The organism is Clostridium sp. CCUG 7971 (assembly GCF_017590215.1).
Lineage (GTDB): Bacteria > Bacillota > Clostridia > Peptostreptococcales > Peptostreptococcaceae > Faecalimicrobium.
Window position 1 is genome coordinate 12,121 of the sequence record NZ_JAFFPK010000012.1, and the last position, 16,631, is coordinate 28,751.

The 16,631-nt window shown below is 28.8% G+C and carries 17 protein-coding genes; all 17 read right to left on the reverse strand.

All coding sequences use genetic code 11. From position 1 onward, the window contains the following. Positions 1-58: 58 nt before the first annotated feature. The 17 genes from JWF52_RS02045 to JWF52_RS02125 all read right to left on the reverse strand — a co-directional run bounded on the left by JWF52_RS02045 (position 59) and on the right by JWF52_RS02125 (position 16,575). Positions 59-1,558: a UDP-N-acetylmuramoyl-L-alanyl-D-glutamate--2,6-diaminopimelate ligase gene (locus tag JWF52_RS02045; protein ID WP_208331686.1), complete on the reverse strand. Its 1,500-nt coding sequence runs from the start codon at positions 1,556-1,558 to the stop codon at positions 59-61. Positions 1,559-1,744: 186 nt separating this feature from the next. Further along, the gene (gene cuyB / locus JWF52_RS02050; protein WP_208331687.1) at positions 1,745-2,470 is read right to left on the reverse strand and encodes a cysteate racemase; all 726 of its coding nucleotides are present in this window, start codon (positions 2,468-2,470) and stop codon (positions 1,745-1,747) included. Between the two features lie 15 nt (positions 2,471-2,485). Beyond that, positions 2,486-3,700, reverse strand: coding sequence for a carboxylate--amine ligase (locus JWF52_RS02055; protein ID WP_208331688.1), 1,215 nt, complete (start codon positions 3,698-3,700; stop codon positions 2,486-2,488). 130 nt (positions 3,701-3,830) lie between these two features. Further along, positions 3,831-5,873, reverse strand: a complete 2,043-nt coding sequence (ptsG, locus tag JWF52_RS02060; protein ID WP_208331689.1) for a glucose-specific PTS transporter subunit IIBC — start codon at positions 5,871-5,873, stop codon at positions 3,831-3,833. 220 nt (positions 5,874-6,093) lie between these two features. Continuing rightward, positions 6,094-6,945 carry a BglG family transcription antiterminator LicT gene (gene licT, locus JWF52_RS02065; RefSeq protein ID WP_208331690.1) on the reverse strand — a complete coding sequence of 284 codons (852 nt, stop codon included), beginning with the start codon at positions 6,943-6,945 and terminating at the stop codon, positions 6,094-6,096. Positions 6,946-7,200: 255 nt separating this feature from the next. Next, a complete protein-coding gene (gene rbr, locus JWF52_RS02070; RefSeq protein ID WP_208331691.1) occupies positions 7,201-7,794 on the reverse strand; it encodes a rubrerythrin in 594 nt (197 codons plus the stop codon). A gap of 104 nt (positions 7,795-7,898) precedes the next feature. Beyond that, entirely contained in the window at positions 7,899-9,842 is a 1,944-nt protein-coding gene (locus tag JWF52_RS02075; protein ID WP_208331712.1) for a fructose-1,6-bisphosphatase, read from the reverse strand. 121 nt (positions 9,843-9,963) lie between these two features. After that, positions 9,964-10,341 (reverse strand): hypothetical protein, encoded by a 378-nt coding sequence (locus JWF52_RS02080; RefSeq protein ID WP_208331692.1) that lies wholly within the window; start codon positions 10,339-10,341, stop codon positions 9,964-9,966. Positions 10,342-10,591: 250 nt separating this feature from the next. Further along, positions 10,592-11,077 (reverse strand): AmiS/UreI family transporter, encoded by a 486-nt coding sequence (locus JWF52_RS02085; RefSeq protein ID WP_208331693.1) that lies wholly within the window; start codon positions 11,075-11,077, stop codon positions 10,592-10,594. 21 nt (positions 11,078-11,098) lie between these two features. Beyond that, the gene (locus tag JWF52_RS02090) at positions 11,099-11,932 is read right to left on the reverse strand and encodes an urease accessory protein UreD (RefSeq protein ID WP_208331694.1); all 834 of its coding nucleotides are present in this window, start codon (positions 11,930-11,932) and stop codon (positions 11,099-11,101) included. A 1-nt stretch (position 11,933) separates the two neighbouring features. After that, on the reverse strand, positions 11,934-12,545 hold the full coding sequence (ureG, locus tag JWF52_RS02095; protein ID WP_208331695.1) for an urease accessory protein UreG: 612 nt from the start codon (positions 12,543-12,545) through the stop codon (positions 11,934-11,936). Between the two features lie 37 nt (positions 12,546-12,582). Continuing rightward, a complete protein-coding gene (locus tag JWF52_RS02100) occupies positions 12,583-13,308 on the reverse strand; it encodes an urease accessory protein UreF (RefSeq protein WP_286183962.1) in 726 nt (241 codons plus the stop codon). Continuing rightward, complete coding sequence (gene ureE, locus JWF52_RS02105) at positions 13,283-13,735, reverse strand: urease accessory protein UreE (protein ID WP_208331696.1); 453 nt, start codon at positions 13,733-13,735, stop codon at positions 13,283-13,285. Before ureE ends, JWF52_RS02100 begins: the two co-directional genes overlap by 26 nt. Before the next feature lie 15 nt (positions 13,736-13,750). Continuing rightward, entirely contained in the window at positions 13,751-15,466 is a 1,716-nt protein-coding gene (gene ureC / locus JWF52_RS02110; RefSeq protein WP_208331697.1) for an urease subunit alpha, read from the reverse strand. Then, a complete protein-coding gene (gene ureB, locus JWF52_RS02115; RefSeq protein ID WP_208331698.1) occupies positions 15,463-15,789 on the reverse strand; it encodes an urease subunit beta in 327 nt (108 codons plus the stop codon). The genes ureC and ureB overlap by 4 nt, the downstream gene beginning before the upstream one ends. Before the next feature lie 21 nt (positions 15,790-15,810). Continuing rightward, entirely contained in the window at positions 15,811-16,113 is a 303-nt protein-coding gene (locus JWF52_RS02120; protein WP_208331699.1) for an urease subunit gamma, read from the reverse strand. 3 nt (positions 16,114-16,116) lie between these two features. Continuing rightward, positions 16,117-16,575, reverse strand: a complete 459-nt coding sequence (locus JWF52_RS02125; RefSeq protein ID WP_208331700.1) for a MarR family winged helix-turn-helix transcriptional regulator — start codon at positions 16,573-16,575, stop codon at positions 16,117-16,119. Positions 16,576-16,631: the final 56 nt, after the last annotated feature.

A 16,631-nucleotide genomic window follows, 5' to 3' on the forward strand; every position in this document is an offset into this window, starting at 1 on the left:
TAATTATTATTTTAACTAAAATTCTTTCATTATATGTTAATACTATATAAATTTTATCTTATGCTAATACACTTGTATCTTTAGACTTAGTTCTTTTCTTAGCTGCATTTATAGCTATTTCAGTTTCACTAAATGGTACTCTCTCACCTTTTATTAATTGATATTCCTCATGTCCTTTTCCTGCAAATACTATCATGTCACCCTCTTGAGCTATTTCTATAGCTTTTTCTATAGCTATCTTTCTATCAGGCTCAACTATATACTCACAATTTGTATTTTCAAATGATTCAGCTATATCCTTTATAACATTCATCGGATCTTCAAAGTCTGGATTATCACTTGTTAATATACATAAATCACATTCTCTCGCTGCAACATCTCCAAGTTCTTTTCTTCTTAATTCTGTTCTTCCACCAACTGACCCAAATAAACATATTACTCTATTATGATCGTATTTTTTAAGTGTTTGTAGTATATTTTCTAAACTTACTCCGTTGTGAGCATAGTCTATTATTATAGTCGCATCTTCAAGTATTGGTAATACTTCAACTCTTCCTTTTACTTTTGCATTTTTAAGGGCATCTAACATTACGTCTTGCTTAACATTTAAGTATCTACATACAGATATGACTGCTAATGCATTATATATACTAAATGTCCCAGGTGAACATATGTAAGCATCAAAGCTGTCATTTTTAGTTTCGCATTTAAAGCTAACTCCTAAAGAATCTAAAGCTCTTGAGTATTCTATACTTTTAGCTACTAAATTAGCATCCTTTTCTATTGCAAATGTTTCTATATCACATGTAGCTTTTTTAATTATATCTTTTGCATGTTCATCATCTATATTTATTATTCCATGTTTAGCTAATGTAAATAATCTAGCTTTACAATCTAAATAGTGTTCAAATGTTGGATGTTCCTTTGGCCCAATATGATCTGGTGATAAATTCGAAAATATTGCTATATCAAAGTCTACATTTTTAACTCTTTCCATCATTATTCCACCTGATGAAACTTCCATAGATACACATTTTACACCGTTATCTAGCATAGTTCTAAATATCCTATGAAGTTCATAACTTTCTGGTGTTGTGTTTACTGTTTTTTCACTTATCCCATTATAAAATGTACCGTTAGTTCCTATAACTCCAGTGTTTACACCTGACTTATTTAAAACTTCACTTATATAATTTGTTATAGTAGTTTTTCCTTTAGTTCCTGTTACTCCTATAACTTTTAATTCTTTTGATGGATTACCAAAATAGTTAGCTGACATTTTTGATAAAGCAACTCTACTATCTTCTACTATTAGTTTTATGGCATCATCATTAAGTTCTACATCATCTTGTAATATAAATACTCTACAACCTCTTTTATATGCATCACTTGCATACTTGTGCCCATCTACTGTTTCTCCTTTTATTGCTATAAATATATATCCATCTTCGCATTTTGAAGAATTGTAAGCTAAGTCTTTTATTTTAGTATCTTTTATTTCATTCCAAGGCTTAACTGAAGAAAATTTAACTTCATTCATTATATTTGATAATTTCATATTTTAGCCCCTCCTCATAAGTTTTCTTTCGTATGTAGTATATCATATTATTTATAAAATTTGTTTTACAAATAATTGTTAAATATGTTACTTATTATAATAATTAGATTTTAAAGCGAATTTTTATATTCAAAAATAGAGTAGTTTTAACTACTCTATTTTAAATATTTTAGAAATTATAAATTTTTATACTATTATTTTATCATTGCATTTATCAACTTTACCAGATTTTACTATAGTTCTTCTTGCTAATACTTCTAATGAATCTATATAAAAGTCATTATCTAAATCATTATCATTTTTAAGTATTGATAACTCTGTACATCCAAGTATAGCTCCATCACAATTATTTTCTTTTAAATAATCTACAACTAAATTAAATTTGCCCATGTTTGCAGGTTTTCCACTTTTAATATCTTTGTAAATTATATCCATTATATACTGTTGTCTATTATCATCTAATACTAAATAATCTATACTGTACTTTTCACACATATTTTGATATAACTTCGTCTGAATGTTACCAGTCGTGGCCAATATCCCAAGTTTTTTATATCCTTTTTCATGAGCATATTTAACTGTTTCTTCTATTATATTTAAAGTAGGTATACTAACACTACTTGATATTTCATTGTAGAAATAGTGTGCTGTATTACAAGTTATTACTAAAAAGCTACATCCAAATGCCTCTAATTTCTTAGCATCTTCTATAAGTATATTTGCTGGAGATTTATCAGATTTACCTATTATAAAATCTGTTCTATCTGGTGTTGTTGCGCGATTAGTTATAACCATATCTATATGGTCTTGGTCATAGCTTGCATCTGTTAATCTAACTACCATGTCATAAAAATAAACTGTAGCCATCGGGCCTAGTCCACCCATTACTCCAACTGTCTTGTTAGTTTTCATATATACATCACCAATCTATTTGCAGTATTTTTTAAACTTCCTCATTTGGTTTATATTGTATAAGAATATATACCATCTTCTCTTAAAGTTTCCTTTTAAGTCTTTTTCATATCCAAATGAAGTTGCACTTTTTCCTTCGCTTACTAATTTCTTAGCTTTATTTACTAATTTTTGATCTTTTACATATTTATAAACTACATTATTAGGTATAACATGCCAGAAGAAAGCATCTTTTTGAATTTTTAAATCTAATTCTTTATTGTATACTCTGTCTTCTACTATATATTTTGCTATGTTATTTCCTGAACTTGTAACATAGTAGTTACTTCTACCTTGTCTTAAGTTTATTTCAAACACCTTATATGTGTTATCTCTTGTATCGAACTTTATATCAAAGTTTGAGTAACCTGTATAATTTATATCTTCTAAGAATGCTTTAAACTTTTCCATTAAAGCTTCATCATACTCTGTAATTATAGCAGCATGATTTCCTATACCTTTTGGAGTATGTTCTTCTAATAATACATGTCCTAAACACATCATTTTAACTTTACCATGTTGATCTGAGTAGCAAGTTAAAACTCTCATATTTGAATCGTCACCCGGTATGAAGTCTTGTATTATTAAGTTCTTATCATACTTACCACTATATATTGCAGAAGTAATTTCTATAAATTCTTTTTCATTATTAGCAACATATGCTTTTTTCATACCCTCAAATGGGAACTGCCAATATAATACACTATCAGATGGCTTTATTATTACTGGATAGTTAAATCCAAAGTCTTCTATTTTATCACCTTTTGAGTATATAAAAGTTTTAGGATAATCTAATCCTTTTTCTTCACACATATTATAGAATAATTCTTTTTCTATTAATTTATTTTTTAGTTCACTATCTATGTAAGGAACTATGTATTTTTCCTTTAGTATATCTCTATGGTCTATTATTAACTCTGCATATTCGTCCGTACATCCCATTAATATTAGCTTTTTATTAGGCGCTGATAATTCATCTGCAGTTTTTAGTAAAACTTGTATAAATTCTTTTTCTTCCGTTATTCTTGGGTCTATTCTAAAATCTATTATATTACTATCTTTAGTTGCTCCTAATGCATATCTACCAAAGGCTATAGATTTTACTCCATATGCTTCATGATATGCTCTTGCCACGCTATAGCAGTTTATATCTCCACCTACTAATACGGGTTGTATCACTATATTATCCACACTTTCCACCTCATTTTAAATCATCATTCTACGATTAAATTTACTCGTTAATTATACTCCATTTCATCTTTAATGTCAAAAAACCTAGCGTATTCGCTAGGTTTTCTAAATATTTGTCAATTTTCTTTTTTTACTTAGTTATATTTACTCTATTGCTTTCTTTAGCGAATGTTTTACCTGTTTTTACTTTAACTTTTTCGCCCTCTTCTAAATTGGTAAATATTACCGGACTTATTGTTGATGTTGCATTTTCACGAATATAGTCTAAATCCATTTCAACTAATTTATCTCCAGCTTTAACTTGTTGCCCTACTTCAACAAACATTTCAAAGCCTTTACCTTCTAACTTAACAGTTTCTATTCCTAAATGTATAAGTACTTCTCTGCCACCTTTTGATTTTATTATTACAGCATGCTTTGTAGGGAATATTACCTCTACACTACCATCTACTGGTGAATATATATTTCCATCAGATGAATCTATAGCAAATCCATCACCCATTAATTTTGTTGAAAATACTTCATCAGGAACTTTTGATATATCTAATATATCACCATTAGTTAATGATAATATTTCTTCATTAGAGTCTATTTTTTCTTCTTTAACTTCTATTACTGGCTCTTCTACTTTTTTATTTACTTTAACTTTTCCTGATACTATCTCATTTATTTCTGATTTTAATGTATCTGATTTAGGTCCGTATATAGCTTGAATGTTATTACCTATTACCATAACACCTGCTGCACCTAGTGATTTTAATTTATCTTGGTCAACTTTTTCTATATCATCAACTGCTACTCTAAGTCTAGTTATACAAGCATCTAAGCTTTTTATATTTTCTTTATTTCCTAAAGCTTCTAATATTCCTGCTGCTAACTCACTATTATTTAATACAGCACCTTCTGATTTTTCTATATCATCTTCTCTACCTGGGGTCTTTAAGTTAAACTTAGTTATTATAAATCTAAATCCGAAGTAGTAAACTACTGCAAATCCTAATCCTACTAGTATTGCTAAATACCATGGAGTTCTATTTGGTAAAACTCCAAATAGTAAGAAATCTAAAAGACCTCCTGAAAATGTCATACCTATCTTAACATTTAATAATTGCATTAACATAAATGATAATCCTGCAAATAAACAATGAACTGCAAATAATGCTGGAGCTACAAATAAAAATGCGAATTCTATTGGTTCAGTTATACCTGTTAAGAATGAAGTAAGGGCTGCTGATGCCATTATACCTGCAACAAACTTTCTCTTTTCTGGCTTAGCAGTATGAACCATAGCAAGCGCTGCTGCTGGAAGACCAAACATCATGAATGGGAACTTACCAGTCATAAAAGTACCTGCTGTAAATGCTACACCATCTTTAAGTTGAGCCATGAATATACTTTGGTCACCCATTATTAGTTGACCCGCATTATTTGTATATTCACCAAATTGATACCAGAATGGATTATAAAATACGTGATGTAAACCAAATGGTATTAATGCTCTTTCAACTATACCAAATAAAAATGCTGCTATTGTTATATTTGCCTCTATTACTGTTTTAGAGAATGAAAGTAATCCATTTTGTATTGGAGGCCATATAAATGATAATATTATACCTATTAATATAGCACTTGCTGCTGTTACTATTGGAACGAATCTTTTACCTGCAAAGAATCCTAAATATTGAGGTAAATCAATTTTGTAGAACTTTTTATAAAGTCCTGCAGCAATTATACCTATTATAATACCGCCAAAAACTCCAGTTTGAAGAGTTGGAACTCCAAGAGCCATTGTATACATTGGGTTTCCTTTTAAGCCAGGAACAGCCCCAGCTAATTCTGGAGTTACTCCAGCCATAATTCCCATAGATGTATTCATTATTAATAAACCAACAATTGCAGCTAATCCTGCAACACCTTCACCTTCAGTTAAACCAACTGCAGTACCTACTGCAAATAATAAAGGTAAATTATCAAATACTATTCCACCTGACTTTTCCATTATTTTAATTATAAGTTGGAAAGTTGTATTGTCTAGAAAAGGCATCATTTGTATTAGTTGTGGGTTTGCTAGCGCATTACTAACACCTAGAAGTATACCCGCTGCTGGAAGTAATGCAACTGGTAACATTAATGCTTTTCCTACTTTTTGTAAAACACCAAATAATTTTTTCATAGTTATCCTCCTATAATTTTTTTAAATATAAAAAGACTTAAATTTATAATAAGTATAAATAGCTGGAATTTACGCTATTAATTAAAGATAATATTACTATGTAATATTCTCCTTAATTAATAACACTATTCCTAAACTATTAAATACATATTTATAAACTTAAGTCTTGCCTGCTTAACCAGTAACAATCTTTTATTGTTTACTATATTAGTTTAAGTATTTAATTTTCATTATCTTTTATTGCTGATATAACTCTATTTATATGCAATGTAAGGTAAAGTATTTCATCTTCACTTACAATATACTCATGATTTTGTTCTATAAATTGTTTTATTTTGCATGCACAATTATATGCACTTTCATATTTTAATTTTATTACATCTATAAGTTCATTATTCTTGTTATCTAATATTTCTTTTTTAATTAGTCTTGTTGCAAAAAACTTTAAATGAGTTATTAATCTATCATAGTTATAATCATCTTCTTCAAATTCAACTGAATAATAATACCTTATTATATTAAGTATATCCTTAACTATTTTAGTCATTAAAAATGATTCACTTGTACTTTCTTTATAATTTGCATTAACTATATGCATTGCTATAAATCCAGCTTCATCTATTGGAAATTTCACATTAAGTTGTTTATTAATATAATCTATTGCCCATTTTCCAACTTCAAACTCTCTTTTATGAATTCTTCTTATTTCATATAGTAAATCATTTTTTATCTCTATATTTTCTTCAAATCTTTTAAGAGCAAATGATATATGATCTGTTAATGATGCGTATATATAATCATCTAACTCAGTATTTAAAAATTTCTCTGCATATTCTATTATATTAGAACTAGTATCAAATACTTTTTCATCTACTTCACTTGCTAATTTTATTATCTTTTGTTTAAAGGTATCATCCTCTGTAATAAACTTTTTTTCTATTTTACTTTTATCAATTTCTTGTCCTATCTTTTTTTGAAACCCTATTCCACATCCAGTGAGCACTAGTTCTTTTTTACTTTCCTTATCTATAACCAATACTACATTGTTGTTATAAATTTTTTCAATAATCATAGATATTTACTCACCTCTTTTAATTGAATTTCTATTATTTATACCCATAATTTCAATCTTTTAAAAATAAAATACCTAAATCAAGACACAAAAACTTCGTGTCCTAACTTAGGTATTGCCTGCTCAATCAGTAACAATCCATTTTATCGATTTATTTTAATTAAATTCATTTCGTATTTTATAAATTTAATTTTATAATATTAATAAATCTATGTCAATAGTTTTGAAAACTTTTTCATACCATAATTTGTAATGTTAATTTTCAAATGGAGAGTTTGAGTATAATATAAAATATCCTTGTGGATGAGAACATACAGGACATACTCCTGGAGCCTCTTTACCTGTATGTACATGGCCGCAGTTTAAACATATCCATTGTTCTTCTTTATCACTTTTAAAAAGCGTGTTTGACTCTAACTTATCAGCAAAATTACCAAATCTGTCTCCATGTATCTTTTCTATTTCTGCTATTTTGTTAAAAGAATTTGCTACATTTGTAAATCCTTCTTCCATTGCAACCTTAGCAAATTCTTTATAAACATCTTCCCATTCTTCATATTCATTATGTTGAGCTGCTCTTAGAGTTTGAGATATATTATCATATATATCTATTGGATAACCACCGTCTATAAATATTGTTTGACCAGAAAGATCTTTTAAATGATTATAAAATACTTTAGCATGTGCCCTTTCTTGATCTGCAGTATAAGTAAATGCCTGTCCTATTAATGCTAAATTTTGGCCCTTGGCTTGGCTTGCTCCAAAAGTGTATCTGTTTCTCGCTTGGCTTTCTCCTGCAAAAGCTCTCATTAAATTATCTTTAGTTTTACTATCTTTTAATAAATTCATAAGCTACCTCCATCTTAGATTATTATTAATTTTTCCCTTAATTTTACAACTTCATACTACTATTGTGATTTTTGCATAAAAAATAGAAGCCTTTCGACTCCTATTTACTGAATTTCTTTTATTAAACCTTTTTTATATGCCATTAAAAGTAATTTTAAATCTTTTACCTCTTCTTCTAATTTTTTACCAGCATCTGTATCTCTTACAGTTTTTCTATTTACTTTATGCTCTACAACTATTGTTGTTGATAATATATCACTTTCATTTACTATAGCTTCTTCTGCACATGTAAATGGCTCATGAGATACCAGCTGTAAAGTTTTAGAGTTATATATTAATGTATAGCCAGCTATTCCTGTTTTATTTTGATAAGCTCTTGAAAATCCTCCATCTATAACAAGAATTTTTCCATTAGCTTTTATCGGACTTTCTCCATTTTTACTTTCTACAGGAACATGACCATTTATAATATGAGATTCTTCAAAGTCTAAATTAAACTCGTTAAATATCTTTCTACACATATTCTCATCTTCTCTTAACTTAAAATATGGATTTTTATTCTCTTTATGAGTTTCTTTTTCATTAATAAAGTATCTTTCAAAAGTTGTCATATCATCTTTTCCAAATAAAGATGAACATTTACCAGTCCATAGATACCACATTATATCCATACCATACTGTTTTTGTTCTGTTTTTTCTTTAAAGAAGTACCCTTCTCTTGCTAAAGCTTCCATTTTATCCATTAACGCCTTACCACTATACTCTTGTCCTTGTAGAGTCATACGTTTAAAACTTTCATCTTCATTTAAAGGTATGCATCCATGAAATAATAAATTTGAATTAGCAGTTAAATATATACTTCCTTTTGAGAATAAGAAAGAAGCATGTTTCTGAAGTTTTTCACTATTTTTAAATGATGATACTAATTTTTCAATAACTAAACTTTCTTTTTCTGTAAGCTTATATGGATTATTCTTATCTATTGTTGGAAGATTAGAATCTTTCAATTTATAAACTTTTCCTTTCAATGATATTGTTCCTTCATCATAGTTTATATTATTAAGAAGCAGTCTATGTTTCATGTCAAACTCTGGTCTTTCATTTATAACTAGTCCTTCAAGCTTAAATTGAATTATACTTATTGCCTTGTGCATTTTTGCTATTAACGATTTTTCTGTACTTGATACATCTTCATCACTTATTTTAGGCATAAAGTTATTACAAGGATCATCTTTGTAAACATCCATTGCAAAAGTAGCTAGTGGTAATAGGTTTATTCCATAAATATCTTCTATTATATCTAAATTTGCATATCTTGCAGATATTCTAAGAGCATTTGCTATACAAGTTTTTTGTCCTGCTGCTGCTCCCATCCATAATATATCATGATTCCCCCATTGTATATCAACACTATGGTAATCCATTAATGTATCCATAACTATATCTGGTCTTGGACCTCTATCATATATATCTCCTAGTATGTGTAATCTATCTACTACTAGCTTTTGTATTACTTTTGATACAGCTATTATAAATTCCTTAGCTCTATCTATTTCTATAATTGTCTCTACTATACTCTTATAATACTCTTGCTTGTGCTTACTATCGATATTTTCATGTAGAAGTTCTTCTATTATATATTTAAAATCATTAGGTAGAAGTTTCCTAACCTTAGATCTTGTATATTTACTAGATGCATACCTACATAATTCTATAAGTCTGTATATATTTATTCTATAAAAATCATCTATATTTTCTTCTTCTTTTACTATTAATTCTAGTTTTTGTTCTGGATAATATACAAGTGTCGCTAAAGCTTTTTTTTCACTTTCTCTCATAGTATTTGAAAATAACTCTTCTATCTTTCTTTTTACAACACCTGAACCATTTTTTAGAACATGTACAAATGGCTCATATTCTCCATGTATGTCTGTTAAAAAATGTTCTGTTCCTTTTGGCAGATTTAATATTGCTTCTAAATTTATAATTTCAGTACTAGCTTTTGATATGCTAGGATACTGTTTTGATAACAATTGTAAGTACTTCATTTCATTTTCTAAAGTTTTCAACTATATACCTCCAAACTACTTATATATGTCATTTATTATATCATATTTAGTTTTAGTGTACATTAATTATAAAAACTTCCACATTTGATACACACTTATTTTACTTATTTTCTGTACTTTCATCTGGTATTATTAATTCTCCTGTGTACATATTAATTTTATGAACACCTAAGCTTTGCTCATGTTCATGTTCTCCTAAATCTTCATGTGGTTCATCATCTTCTATGTAAACAGAAACATCTATAATATATTCATCGCCTTTTATTTTTATATCATCTTCGTTAGCTAATATATAGTCTCCATATTCAGCTTTTAATATATTTATAGCGTGCTTTTTAGATAATGGTTCTATATCTTCTGCTCTATTTTTTTCGTTAGTATTTTCATTATTTTCATTATTTTTATTATTTACAAAAGATGCTATCATAATTAATAGTATCACTATTAAGACTACATATATACTATGCTTTTTGCTCATATTAATTCCTCCAGTTTATAAATATAGCAATATATTGTATACTATTTTGTTATATTTAATTTACTTCAATAATATAATTTATCATATACTATATACCCTACTTTGTAAATTAATAAAGTTTTTTATAATAAAAAATCTAGTCTGAAAGCTTCTACAATATAAACTTTCAAACTAGATTTCTCTTGTTTATTTAAATTTTTAAAGTAAATTCATTTAAACTCTATTCCAATTTATATCATAATTCATCAACTTAACTACCATTATTAATTAACATTAAAAATCCTGGTATCCATGCTGTGAATATTCCTTCAAATATAGCTAAATAAGAAACAAGTTTACCTAAATTCTTTTTTAGTATTATTTCTATAAAGGTAGTTGACCATAGTATTCCCCATAATATCCAAATTATAAAGAATCTCAAATCTCCATCAGATAAACTTAAAAGTGCACATGATATTGCATTTATTGCTACAAACAGACTATACCAACCATATGGTCTTTTATCCAAATCAAATATACCATTAATGCCTGTAAACAAATATGTAAATGCAAATAGCAACCCAGTACCAGCAGCAAAATAGTCACCTTGAATTACAAATATGACATCAATTATTACTGCTAATAAACCTATGAAAATATTCATTATTGATGCTGATTTTTCATCTACATTATATATTCTTGTCATACCATTATTTATCAAAACAATCCCTACATATAATAATACTATCCCTAACATTTAATGCACCCCATATCTATACTAGTATTTACGAATAATAAATTCATTAGAGTCTAAGAGTTTTTCTCTTATATAGTCATGGCATGTTTTTATTACAGACTCAATATTTTGAGTTAAATTTCCCAATACTCTTAATATAAATCCATTCACCTCTAATTTTGATATACCAAAACTAATATTTAAATCTAATTGCTTAACCTTTTCTCTCAACTCTTCAATTATATTTTCTGTTATATATTTATTAATTACAAGTAATGTACCAAAGTTTGGATATCCTTCAAAGAACCCTAATTGAGTAACATCATTTTCTTTTGGATTTACCAATAAATTATCTAATAAAACAATTTTATTATCTACATATACTTGTGTCTTTAGCTGTAAACTACTATATTGAAATAATTCTCCTTGTGGCGACCATCCTGAAGTAATCCCATCTGTATATATAAGGGTTGAACTTTCATTCATATATATATTATTTATTTGTCTATATATAGAATCCTTGTACAATATTACTGTATCTGTAATATATTCTAAAATACTATCTTCTTCTAATTTAATTACTGTATCTTGTTCTGTTTTTATGTCATTTGGACACTTATATACTTTTGTGGGTGCTTGAGTTGTTATGATTCCCCTGGCACCTTTTTTTAAAGTAATTACATTCTTATATTTTTCCCCTTCTACATAGCCTCCTCCCAGTTGAAGTAGAAAATATGTAGGTATTTTTTCTCTATCAAGATAAATAGTAGGAGATACTTTTACTAAACCATTAAAATATCTCTTAGCTAATACTATTTCATTATCTCTCTTCTTAAGTATTATTTCTAATTCTCCAGCATACTCACTATCACTCATATTAATCTATTCCTTCTAATAAACAATTGTTCTTAATCCAACTTAAAACTTTATCTAATCCGTTATCTGTCTTTAAGTTGGTAAATATAAAACTATTTTCAGATCTAAAAACTAATGTATCTTTTCTCATAACTTCCAAATCTGCTCCAACGTATGTAGCTAAATCTATTTTGTTTATAACAAACAAATCGCTTTTAATCATTCCTTGACCTGCTTTTTTTGGAATCTTTTCACCTTGGGCAACATCTATTATATAAATGGAAAAATCAACTAAATCTGGGCTAAACGTAGCCGCTAGGTTATCTCCACCACTTTCTAAAAAAATAATATCCAAATCATTAAATTTATTTTTTAGTTCTTCTATCGCTGCAAAGTTCATAGAAGCATCTTCTCTAATCGCGGTGTGTGGGCATCCTCCTGTTTCTACTCCTATAACTTTTTCTTCAGGTAAAACAGAATTTTTAACTAAGAATCTTGCATCTTCCTTTGTATAGATATCATTAGTTATAACCGCACAATTATATTTGTAATTCATTACTCTAGTAAGTCTTTCTATTAGTAATGTTTTTCCACTACCTACCGGTCCACCAACTCCTATTATTACTGGTTTCATTTATCTCCCACCCTTTCATACTATCCATAACTTTCTTTTATGACATAAACAACCTAAAGTCTAATACTTCATGATTTATTTGAGATAACTCTATTCCAGGAGTGCTACATCCAAAAAAGCTATAATCCATATTCTCTACTTTCTTATATAAAATTTTAAATTTTTCACTAAATTCTTTAATCAATAATTGTCCGTCCTTTTGCCCTATTGGTATAGCCCTGACTGCATTTTGAATAAGCGTCGAAACAGTACTATACATGTAGAAAATAATAGCTTCTTCTTCTGACGCTTTCAAAGTATACATGGCCAATCCAAATACTATTGCAGGATGTCCGAAAACTTCCCCATTAATAATCTTATTTTCATAATTTCTTACAAATTCTGATTCATATAGTTCTAGAAAAATTTTAGTCATTCTACTTGCTATTAACTTAGATCCATTTCTAGTTTCCTTACTAATACTTTGGACTGTTATAAGCCTATCCAATTTCCAAATTTCATCTAATTCATTTTTTTTCAAATATTCATATAACATTCTAATTGCTAATGCATCACTATATACAAGCTGATTACTTAAAAATATATCAAGCCATTCTCTCATTGTATTTATATCATTTATCTTACCGCTTCTTAAATAAGTTTCCATTCCAAAAGAATGATTAAATGATCCGATTGGAAAGTTTGAGTCACACATTTGCACGATTCTTAGCATATCTATAATATCTTTTGATTGCATATTAGTGTGTATGTCCAAATTCAACATGTCTAAATGCCTTCTTTAACTTAATTTTTTCTCTTGAATAATTTAGATTATCTTTCTTTAACTTTTCTTCAACTAAACTATCATACTGTACTATCATCTTTCCATCTTCAAATTGTGCTTGCAAATGCCTATTGCCTAGATTATGTGCTATGATTCCCATTTCAGTAATATTAGATGGTTTAATAATTAAAACATCTTCACTATTTACTTTTACAACAATAAGTTTATTATTTTCGTTATAAAGCAAGTCTCCATCCTTTAGATTTTTCCCTTTTTTTAACGATATTCCGTATTCTCGATTATGATCAGATTTTACTCTTAATATCCTTTTAAGTAAATCTTCACTATTTAAATATATCATTTCCATATGAAAGTCTTCTAAATTAGATATTTTATTAATATTACCTACTATTTCATTAAAAATCATTATCATTTTCCCCCTCTAAAATAAAAAGTATCTTTGTGCTAAAGGTGCTTCCTTTACAGGATCACAGGTTATTAACTCTCCATTCACAGTTACCTCATATGTTTGTGGATCTACCTCAAGCTTTGGAGTTTCATTATTTAACTTCATATCTTTTTTAGTTAAATTTCTTATTCCTTCAACCGGTAATACTAGTTTTTGCAACCCTAATTTTTCTTTTATTCCATTTTCAAAAGCATACTTAGAAACAAATGTAGCACATGTTGAATACTTAGCTCTTCCATTTGCAGCAAAGCATTCTCTGTAAATTTCAGGCTGACATGTTGGAATTGATGCGTTACTTTCTCCAATTATAGCTCTATTTACCATTCCACCTTTTAATACTAAATGAGGTTTAACTCCGAAAAATTGAGGTTCCCAAATAACTAAGTCTGCCATTTTACCAACTTCTACAGAACCAACATACTTACTTATACCTTGAGCTAATGCTGGATTAATTGTATACTTTGCTATATATCTTCTAACTCGATTGTTATCATTTTCTTCTGAATCATTTTGAAGAATTCCTCTTTGCAGTTTCATCTTACTAGCTGTTTGCCATGTTCTAGTTACAACTTCGCCTATTCTTCCCATAGCCATTGAATCTGAGCTCATAATGCTAAATACGCCCATATCTTGTAATATATCTTCTGCTGCAATAGTTTGCTGTCTTATTCTTGAGTCTGCAAATGCAATATCTTCTGGTACTTTAGGATCTAGATGATGACAAACCATTAGCATATCTAAATGTTCAGCTATAGTATTTATTGTATAAGGCTTTGTAGGATTTGTTGAAGCTGGTATTACATTTAATTGTGATGCAACCTTTAATAAATCTGGTGCATGTCCTCCACCTGCACCTTCAGTATGATAAGTATGAATAGTTCTTCCTGCTATAGCTTCAATTGTATGTTCTACAAAACCACCTTCATTTAATGTATCTGTATGTATTGCCACTTGCACATCATATTTATCAGCTGTTTTTAATGAATAATCTATCGCCGACCTTGTTGCTCCCCAATCTTCATGAACCTTAATACCACAAGCTCCCGCTTCTACTTGTTCAGCAGTAACTTTTATATTTGCTCCACTTCCTTTTCCTAAAAAACCTAAATTTATAGGAAAAGCTTCTGCTGCCTGTAGCATACGATAAATATTCCATGCTCCTGGTGTAGATGTAACAGCATTAGATCCATCTACAGGTCCAGTTCCACCACCTATAAGCGTTGTAATACCACCTTCTAATGCTACATTAATTTCATTTGGGCTTATATAATGTACATGGGTATCTATAGCTCCCGCTGTAATAATTCTTCCTTCACCTGCCATAGCTTCTGTACTTGCTCCAACTATAAAGTCAATATTATCCATGGTATGTGGATTTCCACCCTTACCAATAGCAAATATTTTTCCATCTCTAATACCTATATCTGCCTTGTATATTCCAGTATAGTCTACAATAATGGCACCCGTGATTATAAGGTCTGCAACCATTGGATTTTCTCTACCTTCAGTTGCACTTTGTCCCATTCCATCCCTTAAAACTTTACCTCCACCAAACTTACATTCATCTCCATATCCTGTAAAGTCTTTTTCTATTTCAATAATCAAATTTGTGTCTCCAAGCCTTATCTTATCACCTTTAGTTGGTCCAAATAAATCTGAATAGTGCTTTCTATCTATTTTAAAGCTCATTTTCTTTCTCCTTTCCCATCTAAAGATCCATCAACTAGGTTTCGTAGACCATAAATCATTCTAGATCCCCCTATATTAATTAGGTATACTTCTTTTTTATCTCCTGGTTCAAATCTTACAGCTGTTCCTGAAGGTATATCTAATCTTTTACCATATGAATTTTCTCTATCAAATTTTAAAAATTCATTTACCTCATAAAAATGATAGTGAGATCCTATTTGTATTGGCCTATCACCAGTATTAATAACTTCAATTGCTATTGCATTCTTGCCTTTGTTATACTCTATTTTTCCTTCTTTTATTATTAATTCTCCTGGTACCATATATATTTACACTCCTTTCCATTATTGTATTGGATTATGTACTGTAACTAGCTTAGTTCCATCAGGAAATGTCGCTTCAACTTGAACTGTAGAAATCATTTCAGGTATCCCCTCCATTACATCACTTCTACATAAAATAGTCGTACCAAAATTCATTAAATCTGTTACTGTTTTACCTTCCCTTGCTCCCTCTAGTATCTCATCAGTTATTAAAGCTACTGCTTCTGGATAATTTAACTTTATTCCCTTTTTCATTCTTCTTCTTGCAACTTCTGCTGCTACAACAATCATCAGCTTTTCTTGTTCTCTAATTGTTAAATGCAATCTTTACTCATCCCCTTTATAATCCTTATTGCAATTAGTTCTATTAATCTCCCTCGCTTTTTCAGACATATACTGTATTTGTGAAACTAGCCATTCAACTTGCTGTTCATCAATGTTGTCGGTTATACTTAACCACCAGTTATAAAAAACTTCTTTGAGTTTTGGAACTAATTCCCATCCCTTTTCTGTAATATATAAAGTATTTGAACGTGGTTTTTCTGGATCTTTCCTTTTTAGAATCATCCCTTGTTTTTCTAAATCACGCACAGTTCTAGTTGCAAGAGCCTCATCAATTACTAACCTCTTACAAAGTTCTTTCTGATTTATGCCTTCATTTGTAGAAATAAAAATTAAAAACACACAGGAGGAATATCCAAGTCCATAGTGCTTAAAAATAGAATTAACATATATTTTTTTTTGTCTGTTTAATATAGAGATATAACTTCCTAATGTTGAAACCATAATATTCTCCTTTAATAATTGACTTATCAATTTACACTATAATAGTAGTGCACTAT